Annotated in this window: 1 protein-coding gene and 1 pseudogene; both read right to left on the bottom strand. The window is 76.3% G+C overall.

Annotation, left to right across the window (positions count from 1 at the left end; all coding sequences use genetic code 11):
* Positions 1 to 131: 131 nt before the first annotated feature.
* Positions 132 to 15,695, bottom strand: coding sequence for a type I polyketide synthase (locus tag A3CE_RS57730; RefSeq protein WP_020638042.1), 15,564 nt, complete (start codon positions 15,693 to 15,695; stop codon positions 132 to 134).
* Between the two features lie 121 nt (positions 15,696 to 15,816).
* A pseudogene (locus A3CE_RS0100215) lies at positions 15,817 to 21,252 on the bottom strand (SDR family NAD(P)-dependent oxidoreductase); the annotation flags it as partial.
* Positions 21,253 to 21,300: the final 48 nt, after the last annotated feature.

The raw sequence follows: 21,300 nt of genomic DNA, 5'->3' as shown, positions 1-21,300 counted from the left end.
CAGCCTGCTCCCCTCCCTAACCCTCCGCCAAAAGCCCTGAATGGCGCATCGAGGAACTCCCCAGTTCCTCGATGCGCCATTCACGGACTCGAGAGCGGCAGCCGAAGTCACCGGCCCGGGCACCCGGGTGGTCACCGGCCGAGTTGCTGGTCCAGCAGGGAGAACAGCTCATCGTCGGACGCCGTGTCGTAGTCGAGGGCTTCGGCTTCGTCCGGCTGCCGGCCGGACCAGCGGGACTTGAGCACGTCCAGCCGGCCGGCGACCTTCTGGTGCAGGACCTCGTCGGCGGTCAGACCGGCCAGCAGCTCCTGCAGCCGGTCCAGTTCGGCCAGCACCGCTTCCGCACTGCCCTCTTCGGCCGGGGCCAGCAGGCCGAGCAGGTAACCGGCCAGCTCGGCCGGGGTGGGCCGGTCGAACACCAGCGACGCCGGCAGCTTCAGGTCGGCCGCGGCGCTCAGCCGGTTGCGGAACTCGACCGCGGTCAGCGAGTCGAAGCCGAGGTCGCGGAACTGCCGGTCCGGCTCGATGCCGTCCGGGTCGGGGTGACTGAGCACGAGCGCGGCCTGGCCGCGGACCAGCTCGAGCACGATCTCGTGCCGTTGCTCGGCGGTCTTGCCCGCCAGCGCGTCCCGCAACCCGACGGCCGGTTCCAGGGCCGCCGTGGCGGCCCGCCGCACCGGCGCGCCGGCCAGTCCGCGCAACAGCGGCGGGACCACGCCCTTGGCACGGATCCCCGGCAGGTCGAGCGACACCGGCAGCAGCACCGGCTCGGGCCGGCCCAGTGCCGCGTCGAACAACGCGACGCCCTGCTCGGCCGTCAGGGGGATGGCGCCGGAGCGGCGGATCCGGTCCAGGCCGGCCGCGTCCAGGGTGCCCGTCATGCCGCCCGCCGGCTCCCACGGGCCCCACGCCAGCGCGGTGGCCGGCAGCCCGGCCGCGTGCCGGTGCGCGGCCAGCGCGTCGACGTAGGCGTTCGCCGCGGCGTAGTTGCCCTGGCCGGCGCCACCGAACACCCCGGCGACCGAGGAGAACAGCACGAACGCCGTCAGCTCCCGGTCCCGGGTGAGTTCGTGCAGGTGCCGGGCGGCGTCCGCTTTGACGCGCAGCACGGTGTCCAGGCGCTCGGGGGTGAGCGTGTCGATGGTGCCGTCGTCCAGCACGCCGGCGGCGTGCAGCACCGCCGTGACCGGGTGCTCGGCCAGCACCGCGGCCAGCGCTTCGCGGTCGGCGACGTCACAGGCCAGCACGGTCGGCTCGGCGCCGGCCTCGGCGAGTCCGGCCACCAGGCCGGCCGCGCCCTCGGCGTCCGGGCCGCGGCGGCTGAGCAGCAGCAGCTTGCGGACGCCGTGTTCGGTGACCAGGTGCCGGGCCAGGATGCCGCCGAGGCCGCCGGTGCCGCCGGTGATCAGGACGGTGCCGGCCGGGTCCCACGGGGAACCGGCGGCCGCGGGGGTGTCCGCGCGGGCCAGCCGGGCAGCCCTGAGCTCCCCGTCGCGCAGGGCCAGCTGCGGCTCGTCGGTCGCGAGGGCGTCGGCCAGGGTGGCCGGTGCCGGGCCGTCCAGGTCGAGCAGGCGCAACCGGCCGGGGTGCTCGGACTGGGCGGTGCGGACCAGCCCCCAGGACCCGGCCGCGGCCGGGTCGCCCCCGGTGCCGGCGTGCCGGGTGACCAGGACGAGGCGGGCCCCGTCGAGCCGGTCCAGCGCCAGCCAGTCCTGCACCAGGGCGAGGGTGGCCGCGGTCCGCTCGTGCACGGCGGCCGGGTCATCGGTGACGGCGGTGGCCAGGACCAGGTCCGGGAGTGCCGTCTCGTCGGTGGCCAGCGCAGCCAGATCGGGGTGGGTGGTGACCGGAACCCCTTGGCCGGTCAGCGTTTCCGCCAGGCCGAGGGGGTCGGCACCGAGCACGGCGACCGATCCGGGCGCGGCGGTGCCGGCGGGCACGGGCGGCCAGTCGAGCCGGAACAGGGCGTCACGCGAGGTGGTGCCGGAGCCGGCCAGTGCCTCGGCGGCCAGCGCCCGGACCCGCAGGGCGCGGATGTCGGCGACCGGACCGCCGGCCGGGTCGGCCAGTGCGAGGGACATCGTCCCGTCCTGCTCGTCACGGGTGAGGCGGACACGGAGAGCGCCGGCCCCGGCGGCGTGCAGCCGCACTCCCTCCCAGGAAAACGGCAGCCGGGCGACCTCGTCCGCGCCGGTGAGCATCGAGGCGTGCAGGGCGGCGTCCAGCAGAGCCGGGTGCAGGCCGTAGTCCGCGGCCCGCAGATCGGCACCGGTCTCGTGCGGCGCGACCTCGGCGAACACCTCGCCGTCGCGCCGCCAGACGCGGCGCAGGTTCCGGAAGGCGGGTCCGTAGCCGAAACCGGCCTCGGCGAAGGCCGGGTAGCAATCCTCGGCCGGCACCTCCACCGCTCCCGGCGGCGGCCACTCCCCGGCGGCGAAACCGGGGCCGGGCCACGGTTGGCCGGGCACCAGGGTGCCGGTCGCGTGCTCGGTCCAGGGAGCGTCGCCGGTGTCCGGGCGGGCGTGCACGGTGACGGTGCGGCGGCCGGCCTCGCCGGCCGGGCCGGCCCGCAGCTGCAGCTGGACCGCCCCGGGCTCGGGCAGCACCAGCGGCGCGCCCAGGACCAGCTCCTCCACCTCGGCGCAGCCGCAGTCCTGCCCGGCGCGCAGCGCCAGCTCGACGAACGCGGTGCCGGGCACCAGGATCCGGCCGAACACGGCGTGGTCGGCGAGCCACGGGTGGGTGCGGACGGACAGCCTGCCGGTGAACAGCACCCCGTCGTCCTCGGCGAAGCGAGCGGCCGCGCCCAGCAACGGATGCCCGGCGGTGCCGAGACCGGCGGCGGTGACGTCGCCGCGGCGGCCGGCCACCGGCGGCCAGTAGTGCTCGCGCTGGAAGGCATAGGTGGGCAGCTCGGCCGGACGGGCGCCGGCGAACAACGCCGGCCAGTCCACGGTGGCCCCGGCCTGGTGCAGACCGGCAAGCGCGGTGAGCGCGGCGGTGACCTCGCCCTGACCGGCGCGCTGCACCGGCAGCACCAGGGCGGCCCGCCCGTCGAGGCACTCGGTGGCCGGCGCGGCGAGCACGGCGTCCGGGCCGATCTCCAGGAAGATCCCGGCCCCGGCCTCGCGCAGCGCGGCGACCGAGCCGGCGAACCGCACGGGCTTGCGCACGTGGTCGACCCAGTAGCCGGGCTCGCGCATCCGGGCCGTGTCGGTCAGTGCGCCGGTTTCGTTGCAGACCACGGGAACGCTCGGTTCGGCGATGGCGATCCCGGCGATCTCGGCGGCGAAGGCGGCCAGCATCGGCTCCATCAGCGCGGAGTGAAAGGCGTGCGACACCGCCAGCCGCTTGGTCTTGCGGCCCCGCTCGGCCAGCCGGCCGGCGACGGCCAGCACGGCCTCTTCGGACCCGGCCAGCACGACGGTGCCGGGCGCGTTGTACGCGGCGATGTCGACCCGCCCGGACAGCAGCGGGGTGACCTCGTCCTCGGTCGCCCGGACCGAGACCATCGCTCCCCCGGCGGGCAGCGCCTGCATCAGCCGCGCCCGGGCGGCCACCAGCCGGCAGGCGTCGGGCAGGGTGAACATCCCGGCCACGTGCGCGGCGGCGATCTCGCCGATGGAGTGCCCGGCCAGGTAGTGCGGGGTGATCCCCCAGGACACGACCAGCCGGTAGAGCGCGACTTCCACCGCGAACAGCGCGGGCTGGGTCCAGCCGGTCCGGTCGAGCAGGTCCGCGTCCCCGCCCCAGACGACCTCGGTGAGCCGGCCGTCGAGGTGCCGGTCGAGTTCGGCCACGACCTCGTCGAAGGCCGCGGCGAAGACCGGGAAGCGGGTGTGCAGCTCGCGGCCCATGCCCAGGCGCTGCGCGCCCTGGCCGGAGAACAGGAACGCCGTGCGGCCGTCCGCGGTCCCGGAGCGCACCACGGCGGCGTCGGGTTCGCCCGCGGCCAGCGCGCCCAGTGCGCGGACGGCTTCGGCCCGGTCGGCGGCCAGCACGGTGGCGCGGTGCCGGAACACCGAACGGGTGGTGGCCAGCGCCAGGCCGACCCCGGCCAGTCCGGGTTCGGCGGTGCGCAGGTGTGCGCGCAGGCGGGCGGCCTGCGCACGCACGGCGGTCTCGGACTTGGCCGAGAGCACCAGCGGCACGAGCCCGGGCTCCGCCGATCCCGGCCGGTCGGCGACGGGAGCGGGCGCTTCCAGGATGACGTGCGCGTTGGTGCCGCTGATCCCGAAAGCGGAGACCGCCGCCCGGCGCGGCCGGCCGGTCCCGGGCCAGGGAACCGGTTCCCGCACGAGGTCGACCGCGCCGCCGGCCCAGTCGACCTGGCTGGAGGGCTCGGCGACGTGCAGGGTGCGGGGGACCACGCCGTGCTGCATCGCGGACACCACCTTGATCACCCCGGCGACCCCCGCGGCCGCCTGGGCGTGCCCGATGTTGGACTTGATCGACCCCAGCAGCAGTGGGGTCTCCCGGTCCTCGCCGTAGGTCGCCAGCAGGGCCTGCGCCTCGATCGGATCCCCCAGCGTCGTGCCGGTGCCGTGCCCCTCGACGACGTCGACGTCCGATGTGGACAGACCGGCCGAAGCCAGCGCCTGGCGGATCACCCGCTGCTGCGAAGGACCGTTCGGTGCGGTGAGCCCGTTGGACGCCCCGTCGGAGTTGACCGCGGAGCCGCGCAGCACGGCCAGCACCGGGTGCCCGTTGCGCTCGGCGTCGGAGCGGCGCTCCAGCACCAGCATGCCGACGCCTTCGGCCCAGCCGACGCCGTCCGCGCCCTCGGCGAAGGACTTGCAGCGGCCGTCCGGGGCGAGGCCGCCCTGGCGGGAGAACTCGACGAACGTGCTCGGCCGGGACATCACCGTCGCCCCGCCGGCCAGCGCCAGCGAACACTCACCGGCGCGCAGGGCCTGCGCGGCCCAGTGCAGGGCCACCAGCGAGGAGGAACAGGCGGTGTCCACGGTGACCGCCGGGCCCTCCAGGCCGAAGACGTAGGCCACGCGGCCGGAGGCGACGCTGGCCGCGCTGCCGTTGCCGCGGAAGCCCTCGAACTCGGTCCCGTCCAGCAGACCGGCGTAGTCGCTGTACATGATGCCGGTGAACACACCGGTCCGGCTGCCGCGCAGCCCGGCCGGGTCCACGCCGGCCCGTTCCAGCGCCTCCCAGGACACCTCCAGCAGCAGCCGCTGCTGGGCGTCGGTGGCGAGTGCCTCGCGGCGGCTCATGCCGAAGAACTCCGCGTCGAACTCCGCGGCCTGGTGCAGGAAGCCGCCGGAGCGGGTGTAGGACGTGCCGGCGTGGTCGCGGTCGGGGTGGTAGAGCGCGTCGAGGTCCCAGCCGCGGTCGGTCGGGAAGCCGGTGATCGCGTCGGTCTCCTCGGCCACCAGCCGCCACAGGTCCTCGGGCGAGCCGACCCCGCCGGGGTAGCGGCAGCCCATGCCGACGATCACGATCGGGTCGTCGGCGTCGGTGCCGCGCACGGATTCCACGCCCACGGCGGCCGCGCGGCCGCCGACGAGTCCGGCCAGCAGGTGGCCGGCCAGTGCGGCCGCGGACGGGTAGTCGAAGACCAGCGTGGCCGGCAGCCGCAGCCCGGTGGCCGCGCCGAGCTGGTTGCGCAGCTCGACCGCGGTGAGCGAGTCGAAGCCGAGGTCGCCGAACGAGCGGTCCGGGTCGACGGCGTCCGGGGTGTCGTGGCCCAGCACGGCGGCAACGGCCCGCCGGACCAGCGCGCCGACTTCCTCGGCCGCGTCGTCGGCGGGCAGTCCGGCCAGCCGGCGGGCCAGGCCGTCCTCGGCCGCCGCGACGGCCAGGGCCCGGCGCCGCGGGGCGCGGATCAGGCCGCGCAGCAACGGCGGGATGTCCCCCCTGGCCCGGATCACCGGCAGGTCCAGCCGGACCGGCAGCACGGCGGCGGCGTCCACGGCCAGCGCGGCGTCGAACAGGGCGGTGCCCTGCTCGGCGGTGAGCAGGGGCAGGCCGAGCCGGGCCAGCCGCTCCCGGTCGGCGTCGGTGAGAGCGGCGGTCATCCCGCTTTGCGGCGCCCAGCCGCCCCAGCCCAGCGAGCGGGCGGGCAGGCCCCGGGCGCGGCGGTGCTCGGCCAAGGCGTCCAGGAAGGCGTTGCCGGCGGCGTAGGCGCCCTGCCCGGCTGAGCCGAACACGCCCGCGGCCGAAGAGAACAGCACGAACGCGGCCAGGTCCAGGTCCCGGGTGGCCTCGTGCAGGTGCCAGGCGGCGTCGGCCTTGGGCCGCAGCACCGTGGCCAGCCGGTCCGGCGTGAGCGCGGCCAGCACGCCGTCGTCGAGGACGCCGGCGGCGTGCACGACGGCGGTGAGCGGGTGTTCCGGGTCGGCGGCCAGCTCGCCCACCAGTGCGTGCACGGCGGGCCCTTCGGTGAGGTCGCAGGCGACGACCCGGGCGTCCGCGCCGAGCGCGCCGAGCGCGGCCACCAGCTCGGTGGCTCCCTCGGCGGCCGGGCCGCGACGGCCGGCCAGCACCAGGCGCCGGACGCCGTGCCGCTCGGCCAGGTGCCGGGCCAGCACGGTGCCGAGGCCGCCGGTGCCGCCGGTGATCAGCACCGTGCCCGCCGGGTCCCAGCCGGGTGCGGCCTCGCCGGGGGTGCGGCGGCCGAGCCGGGCGGCCAGCACGCGGCCGCCGGCCAGCCGCAGCCGGGGCTCGGTGCTGCGCAGGGCCTGGGGCAGCAGCCCGGTGAGGTCGGCGTCGCCGGGCACCTCGATCAGGCCGATGGTTCCGGGGTGCTCGGACTGGGCCGAGCGGATCAGGCCGCTCGCGGTGGCCCCCGCCAGGTCGTCCCCGGCCAGGAAGACCAGCCGGGCCGGCGGCGGTTCGGCGAGCCAATCCTGCAGCAGGGCCAGGGTTTCGGCGGCGCGTGCGTGCGCCGCCGCCGGGGTGTCGCCGGGAGCGAGGGGCGCCAGCACCACCCCGGTGACGCCGTGTTCGCGCACTGCGGCCAGGCCGGCGTGGGCGGGGACGTCGAGGCCGGGCAGCGGGCCACCCAGCGCGGCGACGGAGTCCACCGCCGGCCCGTCCGGGGTGACCGGTGTCCAGTCCACGCCGAACAGGCTGTCCGCCGGGCCGGTCTCGGCCGGCTGGTCGGCGGAGACGGCACGGACCCGCAGCACGGCGACCGAGGCGACCGGGGTGCCGGCCGGGTCGGCCAGTGCCAGCGCCATCGCGTCGGCGCCGTCCGGACGCAGCCGGACCCGCAGCGCGGTCGCACCGGCGGCGGAGAGCCGGACGTCCTCCCACGAGTACGGCACCCGGCTCTCCCCCGGCCCGGCCAGCGCGAGACCGTGCAGGGCGGCGTCGAACAGGGCCGGGTGCAGGCCGAAGCCCGCGACCGCCTGGTCGCCTTCGGCGGTTTCCGGCAGGACCACCTCGGCGAAGAGGTCGCCACCGCGGCGCCAGCCCGCCCGCAGGCCGCGGAACAGCGGCCCGTAGCCGAGGCCTTGGCCGGCGAAGGCCCGGTACAGCTCGGTGACGGCGACCGGCTCCGCGCCGCGGGGCGGCCAGTCGGTGGCGTCGAAACCCGTGTCGGCCGGTCCGGCGTCCGGGGCCAGCGTGCCGGTGGCGTGGCGGGCCCAGGGTGCGTCCGGATCCCCGGCCGGGCGGGAGAACACGCCGACCGTGCGGCGGCCGTCCTCGTCCGGAGCGCCCAGCGCGACCTGAATCCGCACCGGCTCGTCCTCGGCCAGCACCAGCGGCGCGGCCAGGGTGAGTTCCTCGATCCGGCCGCAACCGGCCTCGTCCCCGGCCCGGATGGCCAGCTCGACGAACCCGGTTCCGGGGAACAGGGTCCGGCCGAAGATCACGTGCTCGGCCAGCCAGGGCTGGGTGGCGGTGCCGACGCGGCCGGTGAACAGCAGTTCGCCGCCGCCCCCGGCCACCTCGACCACGCCGGTGAGCAGCGGGTGCTCGACCGCGGCCAGGCCGCTGTCGGTGCGGGCGGCGCTCGGCGCCGGCCAGTAGGTGCGGTGTTCGAAGGCGTAGGTGGGCAGGTCGATCCGGCGGCCGCCGGGGTACCACGGGGTCCAGTCCACGGCGGCGCCGTGCACGTAGGCCTCGGCCAGGGCGCGGGCCAGCCGGTCCGGACCACCCTCGCCGCGGCGCAGGGTGCCGATCGCCGCGGCCGCCGCGCCCGCCGTCTCGCGGATGCCCGCCACCAGCACCGGGTGCGGGCTGACCTCGACGAACAGCTCGTGCCCGGCGTCGGCCAGCGTCCGGACGGCGTCGGCCATCCGCACGGTCTCGCGCATGTTGTCGTACCAGTACTGCGGGCCCATCGTGGCGGTGTCGCACCAGTCGCCGGTCACGGTGGACAGGAACGGCACCTCGGCGGCGCGCGGTGCCAGGCCGGCCAGGCCGGCCAGCATCCGCTCCCGGACCCGCTCGACCTGCGCCGAGTGGGAGGGGAAGTCGCCGGCCACCTTCTTCGCCTGAACCCCGTCGGCGGCCAAGGTTCCGGTCAGCTCGTCCAGGGCCGCGTACTCACCGGAGACGACCACCGAGCCGGGCGCGTTCACCGCGGCCACGGACAGCCGGCCGTCCCAGCGGGCCAGCCGCTCGAGCACGTCCCCGGGCGGCAGCGGCACCGAGACCATGCCGCCGCGGCGGTACAGCTCCTCGGCGATCAGCTTGCTGCGCAAGGTGACCACCCGGGCACCGTCCTCGATGGACAGCGCACCGGCGACGCAGGCCGCGGCCACCTCGCCCTGGGAGTGACCGAAGACCGCGGCCGGGCGGACGCCGTGGGCGCGCCAGACCTCGGCCAGCGAAATCATCACGGCCCACAGCGCGGGCTGGGCCACGTCCAGCCGGTCGAGGCTTTCCGCCTCGCGCAGCACCGCGGTCAGCGACCAGTCCACGTGCGGAGCCAGCGCCTCGGCGCAGCGCTGCACGCTCGCGGCGAACACCGGCGAGGTGTCCAGGAGCTCGGCCGCCATCCCGGCCCAGTAGGCGCCCTGACCGGGGAAGGCGAACACGGTGCTGCCGCCGCCGGCGGTGCCGGTGACGGTGCGGGCGGCCGGCTCCCCCGCGGCGAGGGCGCGCAGCCCGGCGGTGAGTTCGGCGGCCCCGGTGCCGAGCACGACCGCCCGGTGTTCCAGCGCGGCCCGGGAGGTGATCAGGGAGTGGCCGACGTCGAGCGGGCCGGCCTCGGCCACCTCGGCCAGCCGGGCAGCCTGGCCGCGCAACGCGGCCGCGGAACGGGCCGAGAGCACCCACGGCACCGGACCCGTGGGCGCGGCCGGCTCGGCCGCCGAGGCGGCGGGCTCGGGCGGCGCCTGCTCGAGGATCGTGTGCACGTTGGTGCCGCTGACGCCGAAGCTGGACACGCCGGCCCGGCGCGGGCGGCCGGTCTCCGGCCACGCGGCGGGCTCGGTGAGCAGCCGGACCGCTCCGGCCGACCAGTCCACATGGGACGATGGCTGCCCGGCGTGCAGGGTGCGCGGCAGCCGGCCGTGCTGCATCGCCTGCACCATCTTGATGATCCCGGCGACCCCGGCGGCGGCCTGCGTGTGGCCGATGTTGGACTTGATCGACCCCAGCAGCAGCGGGGTCTCCCGGTTCCGGCCGTAGGTGGCCAGCAGGGCCTGGGCCTCGATCGGGTCGCCCAACGTGGTCCCGGTCCCGTGCCCCTCGACCGCGTCGACGTCCGATGTGGACAGTCCGGCGGACGCCAGCGCGTCGGTGATCACCCGCTGCTGGGAGGGACCGTTGGGGGCGGTGAGGCCGTTGGACGCGCCGTCGGAGTTGACCGCGCTGCCGCGGACGAGCGCGAGCACCGGGTGACCGTGGCGGCGGGCGTCGGACAGCCGCTCCACCACGAGCATGCCGGCACCCTCGGCCCAGCCGACCCCGTCCGCGCCGTCGCCGTAGGCCTTGCAGCGGCCGTCCGGGGCCATGCCGCGCTGCCGGGAGAACTCGACGAACACGTGCGGGGTGGACAGCACGGTGACACCGCCGGCCAGCGCCAGCGAGCATTCGCCGGTGCGCAGCGCCTGCACGGCCAGGTGCAGGGCGACGAGCGAGGACGAGCACGCCGTGTCGACGGTCAGGGCCGGGCCCTCCAGGCCGAAGGTGTAGGCGACCCGGCCGGAGGCGATGCTCGGCGAGCTGCCGTTCCCGCGGAAGCCCTCGAAGCCGCGGCCGTCCAGCAGGCTGGAGTAGTCGTTGTACATGACGCCGGCGAACACGCCGGTGCGGCTGCCGTGCAGTGAGGTCGGGTCGATGCCGGCCCGCTCGAACGCCTCCCAGGACGCCTCCAGCAGCAGCCGCTGCTGGGCGTCGGTCGCGAGGGCCTCGCGGGGGCTCATCCGGAACAGGGCCGCGTCGAATTCCCCGGCGTCGTGCAGGAAGCCGCCGGAGCGGGTGTAGCTGGTGCCGGGGTGGGCCGGGTCCGGGTGGTAGAGCGCGGCGGTGTCCCAGCCCCGGTCGGCCGGGAAGTCGGAGATCGCGTCCACGCCCTCGCTGACCAGCCGCCACAGGTCTTCCGGGGAGGCCACCCCGCCGGGGTAGCGGCAGCTCATGCCGACGATGGCGATCGGCTCGTCGGCCCCGGCCGTGGTCCGCGCCGGGACGGTGGTGACCGGACCCGAGTCCAGCAGTTCGGAGATCAGGTAACCGGTCAAGGCGTGCCCGGTCGGGTGGTCGAAGACCAGGGTGGCGGGGAGCCGGACCCCGGTCGCGGCACCCAGCCGGTTGCGCAGGTCGACCGCGGTCAGCGAGTCGAAGCCGAGGTCGCTGAAGGTGCGGGCGGGGTCGACGGCGGCGGCTCCGGCGTAACCGAGCACGGTCGCGACCGCGCCGCGGACCAGCCGCAGCACGTGCTCGGCGCGCTCGCCGGCGGACATCCCGGCCAGCCGCCGGGCCAGCTCACCGCCGGCGGCTGCCCGGCCCGCGGCGCGGCGGCCGGGGCGCACCAGGCCGCGCAGCAGCCGCGGCACGGCTCCGGCCGCCCGGATCGCGGCCAGGTCCAGCCGGGCCGGCAGCACCACCGGCGCGCCGGTGCCCAGTGCGGCGTCGAACAGCGCCAGGCCCTGCTCCGCGGTCATCGGCGGCAGCCCCTGCCGGGTCAGCCGCTCCCGGTCGGCCTCGGTGAGGGTGGCCGTCATCCCGGCCGTGGGCACCCAGGCGCCCCAGGCCAGCGCGACGCCGGGCCGGCCGAGGGCGTGCCGCTGCCGGGCGAGGGCGTCGAGGTAGGCGTTCCCCGCGGCGTAGTTGCCCTGGCCCGCGCCGCCGAAGACCCCGGCGACGGAGGAGAACAGCACCAGCGGGGTGGTCTCGGGCAGGGTCTCGTGCAGGTGCCAGGCGGCGTCCACCTTGACCCGCAGCACCCGGTCCAGCTGCTCGGCGGTCAGCGTGGTCAGCACGCCGTCGTCCAGCACTCCGGCGGCGTGCACGACGGTGGCCGGAGCGTGCTCGGCCAGCAAGGCCCGCACGGCCTCGCGGTCGGTGACGTCGCAGGCCACCGCGGTGACCGTGACCGGCTCGGGGGAATCGGTGGCTTCCAGTTCGGCGATCAGCCCGGCCACGCCCGGGGTGTCCGGGCCGCGGCGGCCGGCCAGCACCACCCGCCGGACGCGGTGCCCGGTGACCAGATGGCGGGCCAGTTCCGCGCCGAGCCCGGTGGTGCCCCCGGTGATCAGCACCGGGCCCTCGACCGGCACGGTCCGCGGCGGCGGGGGCATCCGGTCGAGGCGGGCCGCGCACGACCGGCCGTCCCGCACGGCCAGTTGCGGTTCGTCGCCGGCGGCGGCCCGGGCGGTCAGCTCGGCGGGATCGCCCGCCTCGTCGCCGGGATCCAGGTCGAGCAGGACGAAGCGGCCGGGGTGTTCGGTCTGGGCGGTGCGGATCAGGCCCCAGACCGCGGCGGCGGCCAGGTCGCGGCCGTCCACGGCGCCGCGGGTGCGGAACACCAGCGGTCCTTCGGGCTCTTCGGCGGCCAGCCATTCCTGCGCGGCGCTCAGCGCCCGCGCGACCAAGGCCCGCACCGCCTCGGGGCCGTCCGCACCGGTCAGCTCGACGACGGCAGGGTCGGGACCGGCCGCCGGCAGGTCCACCGGGGTCCAGGTCAGGTCGAACAGGGAGTTGCGGCCGGCCACCGGGGCTTCGCCGGGAATTTCCCGCAGCACGAGCGAATCCACCGAGACCACCGGCGCGCCGGCCGGGTCGGCGGCCAGGATCGCCATCGTGCGCGGCTCGGGCCGGGTGACGCGCACCCGCAGCTCCGACGCGCCTGCCGCGTGCAGGGTGACGCCGCTCCAGGAGAACGGCATGCTGGCCGCCATCCCGCCACCACGCTGCGCCACCCCGGGGGCCTGCACGGCCCCGTCCAGCAGGGCCGGGTGCAGGCCGAAGCCGTCCGGCTCGAGGTCTTCGGGCAACGCGATTTCCGCGTACACCGTGTCGTCGTCCCGCCAAGCGGCCCGCACGCCCCGGAACACCGGGCCGTAGTGGAAACCGTGGTCGGCGAACCAGTCGTAGAAGCCCTCGAGTTCGCAGGGCTGCGCGCCCGGCGGCGGCCAGGTGGCCGCGAAGCCGGTGTCCACTTCGGACGCATCCGAGGTCAGCACGCCGGTGGCGTGCGGGGTCCAGGGGGCGTCCGGTTCGCCGGCGGGGCGGGAGTGCACGGTCAGGGTGTGGCTCTCGCCGTCCTCGGCCGCGGCCACCACGACCTGCAGCTGCACCGCGTCGTGCTCGGGCAGCACCAGCGGTGCGGCCAGGGTCAGCTCGGCCACCCGGTTCCGGCCCACCTCGTCGGCGGCGCGCACGGCAAGCTCGACGAAACCCGTGCCGGGGAACACGATCCGGTCCCCCGCCACGTGGTCGGCCAGCCAGGGGTGGGTGCGCACGGACAGCCGTCCGGTGAAGATCGCGCCGGAGTCGTCGGCCAGCACCACGGCCGCGCCGAGCAGCGGGTGCCCGGCCCGGTCCAGCCCGGCCGCGCCCAGGTCGCCGACGCCACCCGCCGGTTTCTCCGGCCAGAAGCGCTGGTGCTGGAAGGCGTAGGTGGGCAGCGGGACCGGGCGCGCGCCGGACCCGGCGAACCACGCCCGCCAGTCCACCGGCACGCCTCGCACGTGCAGGGCGGCCAGCGCGGCGCCGACGGCCTCCGGTTCCGGACGGTCCTTGCGCAGCAGCGGAACCGCCGTGTGGCCGTCGTCCGGCAGGCAGTCCGCGACCGCGGCGGCCAGCACACCGGCCGGCCCGAGCTCGACGAAGCGGGTCACGCCGGCCTCGTGCAGGGCGCGGACCGCGTCGGCGAATCGGACGGCCTCCCGGACGTGCCGCACCCAGTAGCCGGCGCTGCGCAGGTCGGCCGCGGCCGCCGGCGCCCCGGTCAGGGTGGACACCAGGGGCAGGGTGGGCTCGCCGAACCGCAGCCCCGCGACGGCTTCGGCGAAGCTCGCCAGCATGGGCGCCATCAGCGGCGAGTGGAAGGCGTGGCTCACGCTGAGCCGCTTCACGCGGATTCCTTGCGCGACCAGGGTCTTCGCGGCTTCGGCCACCGCGTCCCCGGCGCCGGAGAGCACCACCGACCCGGGGCCGTTGACCGCGGCCACCGACATCCGGTCGGACAGCAGCGGGGCGACGGCCTCCTCGGTCGCGCGGACCGCGAGCATCGCTCCCCCGGCCGGCAACGCGGCCATCAGCCGGGCCCGGGCCGACACGAGGGTGGCGGCGTCGGCCAGGTCGAGCACGCCGGCCACGTGGGCGGCGGCGATTTCGCCGATGGAGTGGCCGGCCAGGAAGTCCGGCCGCAGGCCCCAGGACCCGGCCAGCCGGTAGAGCGCGACCTCCAGGGCGAACAGGGCGGGCTGGGCCCCGCCGGTGTCCTCCAGCGCGGCCGCGTCCTCGCCCCAGACGATCTCGCGCAGCGGGCGGGCGGCGTGCCGGTCGAGTTCCGCGGCCACCTCGTCGAAGGCTTCGGCGAACACGGGGAACCGCGCGTGCAGCTCCCGGCCCATGCCCAGCCGCTGCGATCCCTGGCCGGAGAACAGGAACGCCGTCCGGCCGGCCAGGGCGGTCCCGCTCAGCACGGCCGGATCGGGTTCGCCGCCGGCCAGGACGCGCAGGGCGGCGGCGCGGTCCGGGCCGAGCACCGCGACCCGGTGTTCGAACGCGGTCCGGGTGGTGGCCAGGGCGAAAGCCGAGTCCAAGTCGTTGCCGCCGGCGGTTTCGGCCAGCCGGGCGGCCTGGGCGCGCAACGCTTCCGGGCTGCGGGCGGACAGCAGCCACGGGACGACCGGCGGCGCGATCCGCCCGGGCTCCGGGACGTCCTCGGGTTCCGGAGCCTGTTCCAGGATGATGTGCGCGTTGGTGCCGCTGATGCCGAAGGAGGACACCCCGGCGCGGCGCCGGTGGTCGGACTCCGGCCACGGGGCCGCTTCGGACAGCACCTGCACCGTGCCGGCGGACCAGTCCACCTGGGTGGAGGGCCGGTCCACGTGCAGGGTGCGCGGCACCCGGCCGTGCCGCATGGCCAGCAGCATCTTGATCACGCCCGCCACGCCGGCGGCGGCCTGGGTGTGGCCGATGTTCGACTTGACCGAGCCGAGCAGCAGCGGCCGCCCGGCCGGGCGCTGCCGTCCGTAGGTGGCGAGCAGGGCCTGCGCCTCGATGGGGTCGCCGAGGGTGGTGCCGGTCCCGTGGCCCTCGACCGCGTCCACGGTGTCCGGGGCGACCCGGGCGTTCTCCAGCGCGGCCTGGATGACCCGCTGCTGGGAGGGACCGTTGGGGGCGGTGAGGCCGCTGGACGCGCCGTCGGAGTTGACCGCGGAGCCGCGGACCAGCCCGAGCACCTGGTGGCCGTGGCGGACGGCGTCGGAGAGCCGCTCGACCAGCAGCACCCCGACCCCCTCGCCCCACACCATGCCGTCGGCGGCGTCGGCGAACGCCTTGCACCGGGCGTCCGGGGACATGCCGCGCTGCCGGGAGAACTCGACGAACACGGCCGGGTTGGGCATGACGGTGACCCCGGCGGCCAGCGCCAGCGAACACTCGCCACCGCGCAGGGCCTGGGCGGCCAGGTGCAGGGCCACCAGCGACGACGAGCACGCGGTGTCGACCGTGACGGCGGGGCCCTGCAGGCCGAGCAGGTAGGCCACCCGGCCGGAGATCACGCTCGAAGTGGTCCCGGTCAGCCGGTGGCCCTCGGCCTCCGGCGGCAGCGGGATCCCGGTGCCGTAGTTGAGGTGCACAGCGCCGACGAACGTGCCGGTGTCGGTGCCGTGCAGGCCGGCCGGGTCGATCCCGGCTCGTTCGATCGCCTCCCAGGCGACCTCGAGCAGCAGCCGCTGCTGCGGATCCATGGCCAGCGCCTCGCGCGGCGAGATGCCGAAGAAGCCCGCGTCGAAACCGGCGGCCTCGCGCAGGAAGCCACCCTCGCGCACGTAGGTGGTACCGGGGTGGTCGGGGTCCGGGTGGTACAGGGCCGCCACGTCCCAGCCGCGATCGACGGGAAACGGCCCGATGGCGTCCTCGCCGTCGTCGAGGGCTCGCCACAGGTCCTCCGGCGAGTCGATGCCCCCCGCATACCGGCAGGCCATGCCGACCACGGCGATGGGCTCGTGGTCCCGGGCCTCGGCGGCCTTCAGCCGTTGCCGGGCCTGCCGCAGGTCGTTGGTGACCAGCTTGAGGTAGTCACGGAGCTTGTCCTCGTTGCTCGCCATGGGTCCAGAGTTGCCTGCCGGCAACCAGGAAGCTGCTAATTCTCACCGCCCCCGGGGCTCGGTGAACGCGAAACCGCCCGCGGCCTGACGCCACGGGCGGTCTCCGGTCGTGCCGCGGTGCTCAGTCCAGGCCGAGCTCGGAGTTGATCAGCGCGAACATCTCGGCGTCGGTCGCCGCGTCGAGCGAGCCGGCGTCGTCCGGGTCCGCTTCCGGGACGTCGGTGAAGCCGTCCTCGAGCCGCCACTGCAGGGCGGCCAGCCGCTTGAGCAGGCGAGCCCGGGTCTCCCGGTCGAACTCCGAGGTGAACAGGGTCGCTTCCAGGTGGTCCAGATCGGCCAGGATGGCCGGGCCCTCCCCGTCGAGGCCCAGTTCCGCGCGCAGGTGCGCGGCCAGCACGGCGGGCGTGGTGAAGTCGAAGATCATCGACGTCGGCAGCCGCAGGCCGGTCTCGGTGGTGAGCCGGTTGCGCAGCTCCACCCCGGTCAGCGACGTCATGCCGAGTTCGAGGAAGCCGCGATTGCGGTCGATCTTCTCGTCCGCGCCGTGGCCCAGCACGGCCGCGGTGCCCCGGCACACCAGGTCCACCAGCAGGTTGTCCTGCTCCCCCGCGCTGAGCCCGGCCAGCCGCCTGGCCAAGCCCGGGCCGTCGCTCGCACCCACGGCGTTGCCGGCGGCGCGGCGGCCGGCCGGGACCAGGTCGCGCAGCAATGGCGGCACCGCGCGGCCGGCCATCGTGCGCAGGTTCAGCGGCGCAGGCACCAGCAGCGGCCCGGCCAGCCCGGCCGCGGCGTCCAGCAGGTCCATCCCGGTCTCGGTGCCGATCGGCACGATGCCCTCGCGGCGCAGCCGGGCGAGGTCGGCCTCGTCCAGCGCTCCGGTCATGCCGCTGCGCTGCTCCCACAGGCTCCAAGCCAGCGCCGTGCCGGGCAGGCCGAGCGCGCGCCGGTGCTGGGCCAGTGCGTCCAGGAAGGTGTTGGCCGCGGCGTAGGCGGCCTGCCCACCGTTGCCGAGGATGCCGGCGAAGCCGGAGAACAGCAGGAAGGCGTCCAGCTCCACGTCCCGGGTCAGCTCGTGCAGGTTGACCGCGGCGGCCACCTTGGGCCGCAGCACGGCGGCGAGCCGGTCCTCGGTGAGGCCGGTGAGCACGCCGTCGTCCAGCACACCGGCCAGGTGCACCACCCCGCGCAGCGGGTGCTCCGCCGGGATGGCGGCCAGCAGGGCGGCCAGCTGGTCGCGGTCGGCGGCGTCGCACGCGGCCACGGTGACTTCGGCACCCAGCCCGGCCAGCTCCACACGGGTCTGCTCGGCGCCGGGGGCGTCCGGGCCGCGGCGGCTCGTCAGCAGCAGGTGCCGCACCCCGTGCTCGGTGACCAGGTGCCGGGCCAGCGCGCCGCCCAGGGTGCCGGTGCCGCCGGTGATCAGCACGGTGCCGGTGCCGCTCCAGGTCCAGCCGGGCCGCCCGGCCGCTTCGGGCCTCGCCAGCCGCGGCACCCGTACGACGCCCTCGCGCACCGCGAGCTGCGGTTCGCCCGACCGCAGGGCGGCGGCCAGCACACCCGGGCCGGGTTCGCCGTCGGTGTCGATCAGGGTGAACTGGCCGGGGTTTTCGGTCTGGGCCGAGCGCAACAGGCCCCAGATCCCGGCGCCGGCCAGGCCGTCGAGCGGTTCGCCGGGCCGGGTGCCGATGGCCCCGCGGGTGAGCAGCACCAGCCGGGAGCCGTCCGGGTACCCGGCGGCCAGCCAGGCGCGGACCTCGCGCAGCGCCCGGGAAACGGCGTGGCGCGCCGACGCCGCCAGCCCGCCGTCCGTGGTCTCGCAGCCGATCGGCAGCAGCACCACCGCGGGCGGCTGCTCCCGGTCCAGGCCGGCCACCCCGCCGGCGCGGGCCGGGATGCCACCGAGCGGCTCGTCCCCGAGCACGACCCAGCCCTCGGTGTCCGGCGCACCGCCGGGCAACGCCGGTTCGACCCAGTCGACGGTGAACAGCGCGTCCCGGTGCCCGTGCCCGGCCGGGGCGAACCACTCGGCCGGGAACGCCTGCCACGACACGGAATCCACGCTGGCCACCGGAGCGCCGGTGGCGTCCAGGGCGAGCAGCGAGACGGCGTCCGGGCCCGCCGGGGTGACGTGCAACCGCAGCGCGGTCGCGCCCTCGGCGTACACCGACACCCCCTGCCAGCGGGCCGGCAGCACCGGGCCGTCGGCGGGGGCGAGCCCGGCCAGTCCCAGTGCGGCGGCGGCCTGGGTCAGCGCCGGGTGCAGGGCGTAGCCGGTGACCTTCGCGGACTCGGCGGGCAGGGTGAGTTCCGCGCACAGCCCGGTGCCGGTGCGCCAGGCCGCGGTGAGCGCGGCGAAGCCGGGGCCGTGCTGCAGCCCGCTCCGGTCCAGTGCCTGGTAGAGCTCCTCGACGTCGAGTTCGGTGGCCTGGGCGGGCGGCCACTCGGCCGGTGCCCCGGGCAGCGGGCGGTGAGCGGCCAGGGTGCCGGTGGCGTGCTCCCGCCAGTCTTCGCCGTCGCCGGGGCGGCTGTGCACGGTGACCGGGCGCGTCCCGTCCTCGCCGGGTGCGCCCAGGGTGACCTGGACCTGGACCGCCTCGTCCTCGGCCAGGACCAGCGGCCGGGTGACGGTGAGGTGGGTGACGGTGCCGCAGCCGGCCCGGTCGCCGGCCTGCCCGGCCCACTCCAGGAACACGGCGTCGGGCACGGTGATCGTGCCGAGCACGCGGTGCTCGGCCAGCCAGGGCCGCGTGGCCGCGGACAGCCGCCCGGTGAGCACCGTGCCGCCGGAGCCGGCCAGCTCGAGGCCGGCCCCCAGCAACGGGTGCGCGGCCGGGCTCAGCCCGAGGTCGGCGGCGTCGGCGATGCGGTCGCCGGGTTCGATCCAGTAGCGCTGCCGCTGGAAGGCGTAGGTGGGCAGGTCGATGCGGCGGCCGGTCGCGCAGCACGCGGCCCAGTCCACCGGCACGCCGCGGACGTGGGCCTCGGCCAGTGAGGTGAGCAGCCGGGTGCGGCCGCCGTCGTCCCGGCGCAGGGTGCCGAGCACGCCGGCGTCGGCGCCGGCGGCCTCGATGGTGTCCTGGATGCTCATGGCCAGCACGGGGTGCGGGCTGACCTCGACGAACACGTCGTTGCCGTGCGTCAGCAGCTCGCGCACGGCCGGTTCCAGCCGGACCGGGTGACGCAGGTTGCCGTACCAGTAGGCGGCGTCCAGCGTGCCGGGCTCCACCCACCGGCCGGTCAGCGTGGACAGGAACGGGATCTCCGGTGTGCGCGGGGAGACCACGGCCAACGTGGACAGCAGCTCCTGGTGGATCTTTTCGACGTGGACGGAGTGGGAGGCGTAGTCCACCGGCACGGTCTTGGCCCGCAGGCCGTCCTCGGCGCAGGCGGCCACGAACTCCTCCAGCGCGTCCACGTCGCCGGAGACCACGACGCTGCCGGGCCCGTTGACGGCGGCCACGGACACCCGGCCGGACCAGCGGTCCAGGCGGGCCTCGACGTCGGCCTCGGACGCGGTGACCGAGACCATGCCGCCGTACCCGGCCAGGTGCTCGGCGATCGCCTTGCTGCGCAACGCGACGACCCGGGCACCGTCCTCGAGGGACAGGGCGCCGGCGACGCAGGCGGCGGCGATCTCGCCCTGCGAGTGACCGACCACGGCGGCCGGCTGCACGCCGTGCGCGCGCCAGACCTCGGCGAGCGAAACCAGCACGGCCCACAGCACCGGCTGGACCACCTCGACCCGGTCCAAGGCCGCCGGGCCGCCCCGCAGGACTTCGGTGACGGAGAACTCGGTGAACGGCCGCAGGGCCGCCTCGCACTCGGCGATCCGGCGGGCGAAGACCGGTGATTGCGTCAGCAGTTCCGCGCCCATGCCCGCCCACTGCGAGCCCTGGCCGGGGAACACGAACACCACGCCGCGCCCGCCGCCGCTGCCGGGCCGGCCGAGCACCACGCCCGCGGCCGCCGTGCCCTCGCGCACCGAGCGCACGCCGGCCAGCAGCTCGTCCGGGGTGGTGCCGACGACGACCGCCCGGCAGTCCAGGGTGGTGCGGGTGGTGGCCAGCGAGAACGCCACGTCGGCCGGATCGGCCTCGCGGGTGGCCGACGCGTGCTCGAGCGCGGCGGCCTGGTCACGCAGGGCGGCATCCGTGCGGCCGGACAGCAGCCAGGGCACGGCGACCGGCTCACCGGCCGCGGCCGGCTCCGGCTCGGCCGGTGCGGGCGGGGCTTCCTCGACGATCAGGTGGGCGTTGGTGCCGCTCATCCCGAACGAGGACACCCCGGCCCGGCGTGGCTTCCCGGTGCGCGGCCACGGCGTGGCCTCGGTGAGCAGCGCGACCGATCCCGTGCTCCAGTCCACGTGGGACGACGGCTGCTCGGCGTGCAGGCTGCGCGGCAGCAGGTTCTCCCGCATCGCCAGCACGACCTTGATCACGCCGGCCACCCCGGCGGCGGCCTGCGTGTGACCGAAGTTCGACTTGACCGAGCCCAGCCACAGCGGGGTCTCCCGGTCCTGGCCGTAGGTGGCGAGCACCGCCTGGGCTTCGATCGGGTCGCCCAGCGTGGTCCCGGTGCCGTGCCCCTCGACGACATCGACGTCCGATGTGGACAGTCCGGACGCGGCCAGCGCCTGGCGGATGACCCGTTGCTGGGCCGGTCCGTTGGGGGCGGTGAGCCCGTTGGACGCGCCGTCGGAGTTGATCGCGCTGCCGCGCAGCAGGGCCAGCACCGGGTGGCCGTGGCGGCGGGCGTCGGACAGCCGCTCCAGCACCAGCACGCCGGCGCCTTCCGACCAGCCGGTGCCGTCCGCGGTCTCGGCGTAGGCCTTGCAGCGGCCGTCCGCCGACAGCCCGCCCTGCTGGGTGAACTCGATGAACGGGTTGGGCGTGCAGAGCGCGGTGACGCCGCCGGCCAGGGCCAGCGAGCATTCGTCGTTGCGCAGCGCGGTGGCGGCCAGGTGCAGCGCGACCAGCGAGGAGGAGCAGGCGGTGTCCACGGTCAGCGCGGGGCCGGCCAGGCCGAGCGCGTAGGACAGCCGGCCGGAGAGCACGCTGGCGGCGGTGCCGGTGCTGGCCAGCACGCGCTGGTCGGCGCGTCCGGCGATGACCAGGTTGGCGTAGTCCTGGCCGGTGGTGCCGACGAACACGCCGGTCCGGCTGTCCTTGAGCGTGGCGGGGTCCAGCCCGGCGCGTTCGATCGCCTCCCAGGTGGTCTCCAGCAGCACCCGCTGCTGCGGGTCCATGGTGACCGCTTCGCGCGGCGAAATCCGGAAGAAGCCGGCGTCGAACTCGCCGAGGCCGTCGAGGAAACCGCCGCCGTCGGTGGCGCTGGCGCCCGCGCCGAGCGCGGCCAGGTCCCAGCCGCGGTCGGCCGGGAACCCGGCGATCACGTCCCGGCCCTCGGCCAGCACTGACCAGAACTCTTCGGGTGTGCCGACCCCGCCGGGGTAGCGGCAGCCGATGCCGACCACCGCGATCGGCTCGTCGGCGGAGGCCGCGAGCAGCTCTTCGTTCTGCCGGCGCAGCCTCTCGTTTTCCTTCAGCGAGGACCGCAGCGCCTCGATGTACTGGCTCTCCGAGTTGGTCATCGTCTCGCTCCCGAT

It is taken from the genome of Amycolatopsis balhimycina FH 1894 (assembly GCF_000384295.1).
Classification (GTDB): domain Bacteria; phylum Actinomycetota; class Actinomycetes; order Mycobacteriales; family Pseudonocardiaceae; genus Amycolatopsis; species Amycolatopsis balhimycina.
Note: the sequence above shows the minus strand (reverse complement) of the source record. Positions and strands in the feature narration are given on the sequence as shown.

Excerpts from the sequence above, each read along its gene's own strand:
- A3CE_RS57730 (WP_020638042.1), bottom strand. The coding sequence starts at position 15,695 with ATGGCGAGCAACGAGGACAAGCTCCGTGACTACCTCAAGCTGGTCACC.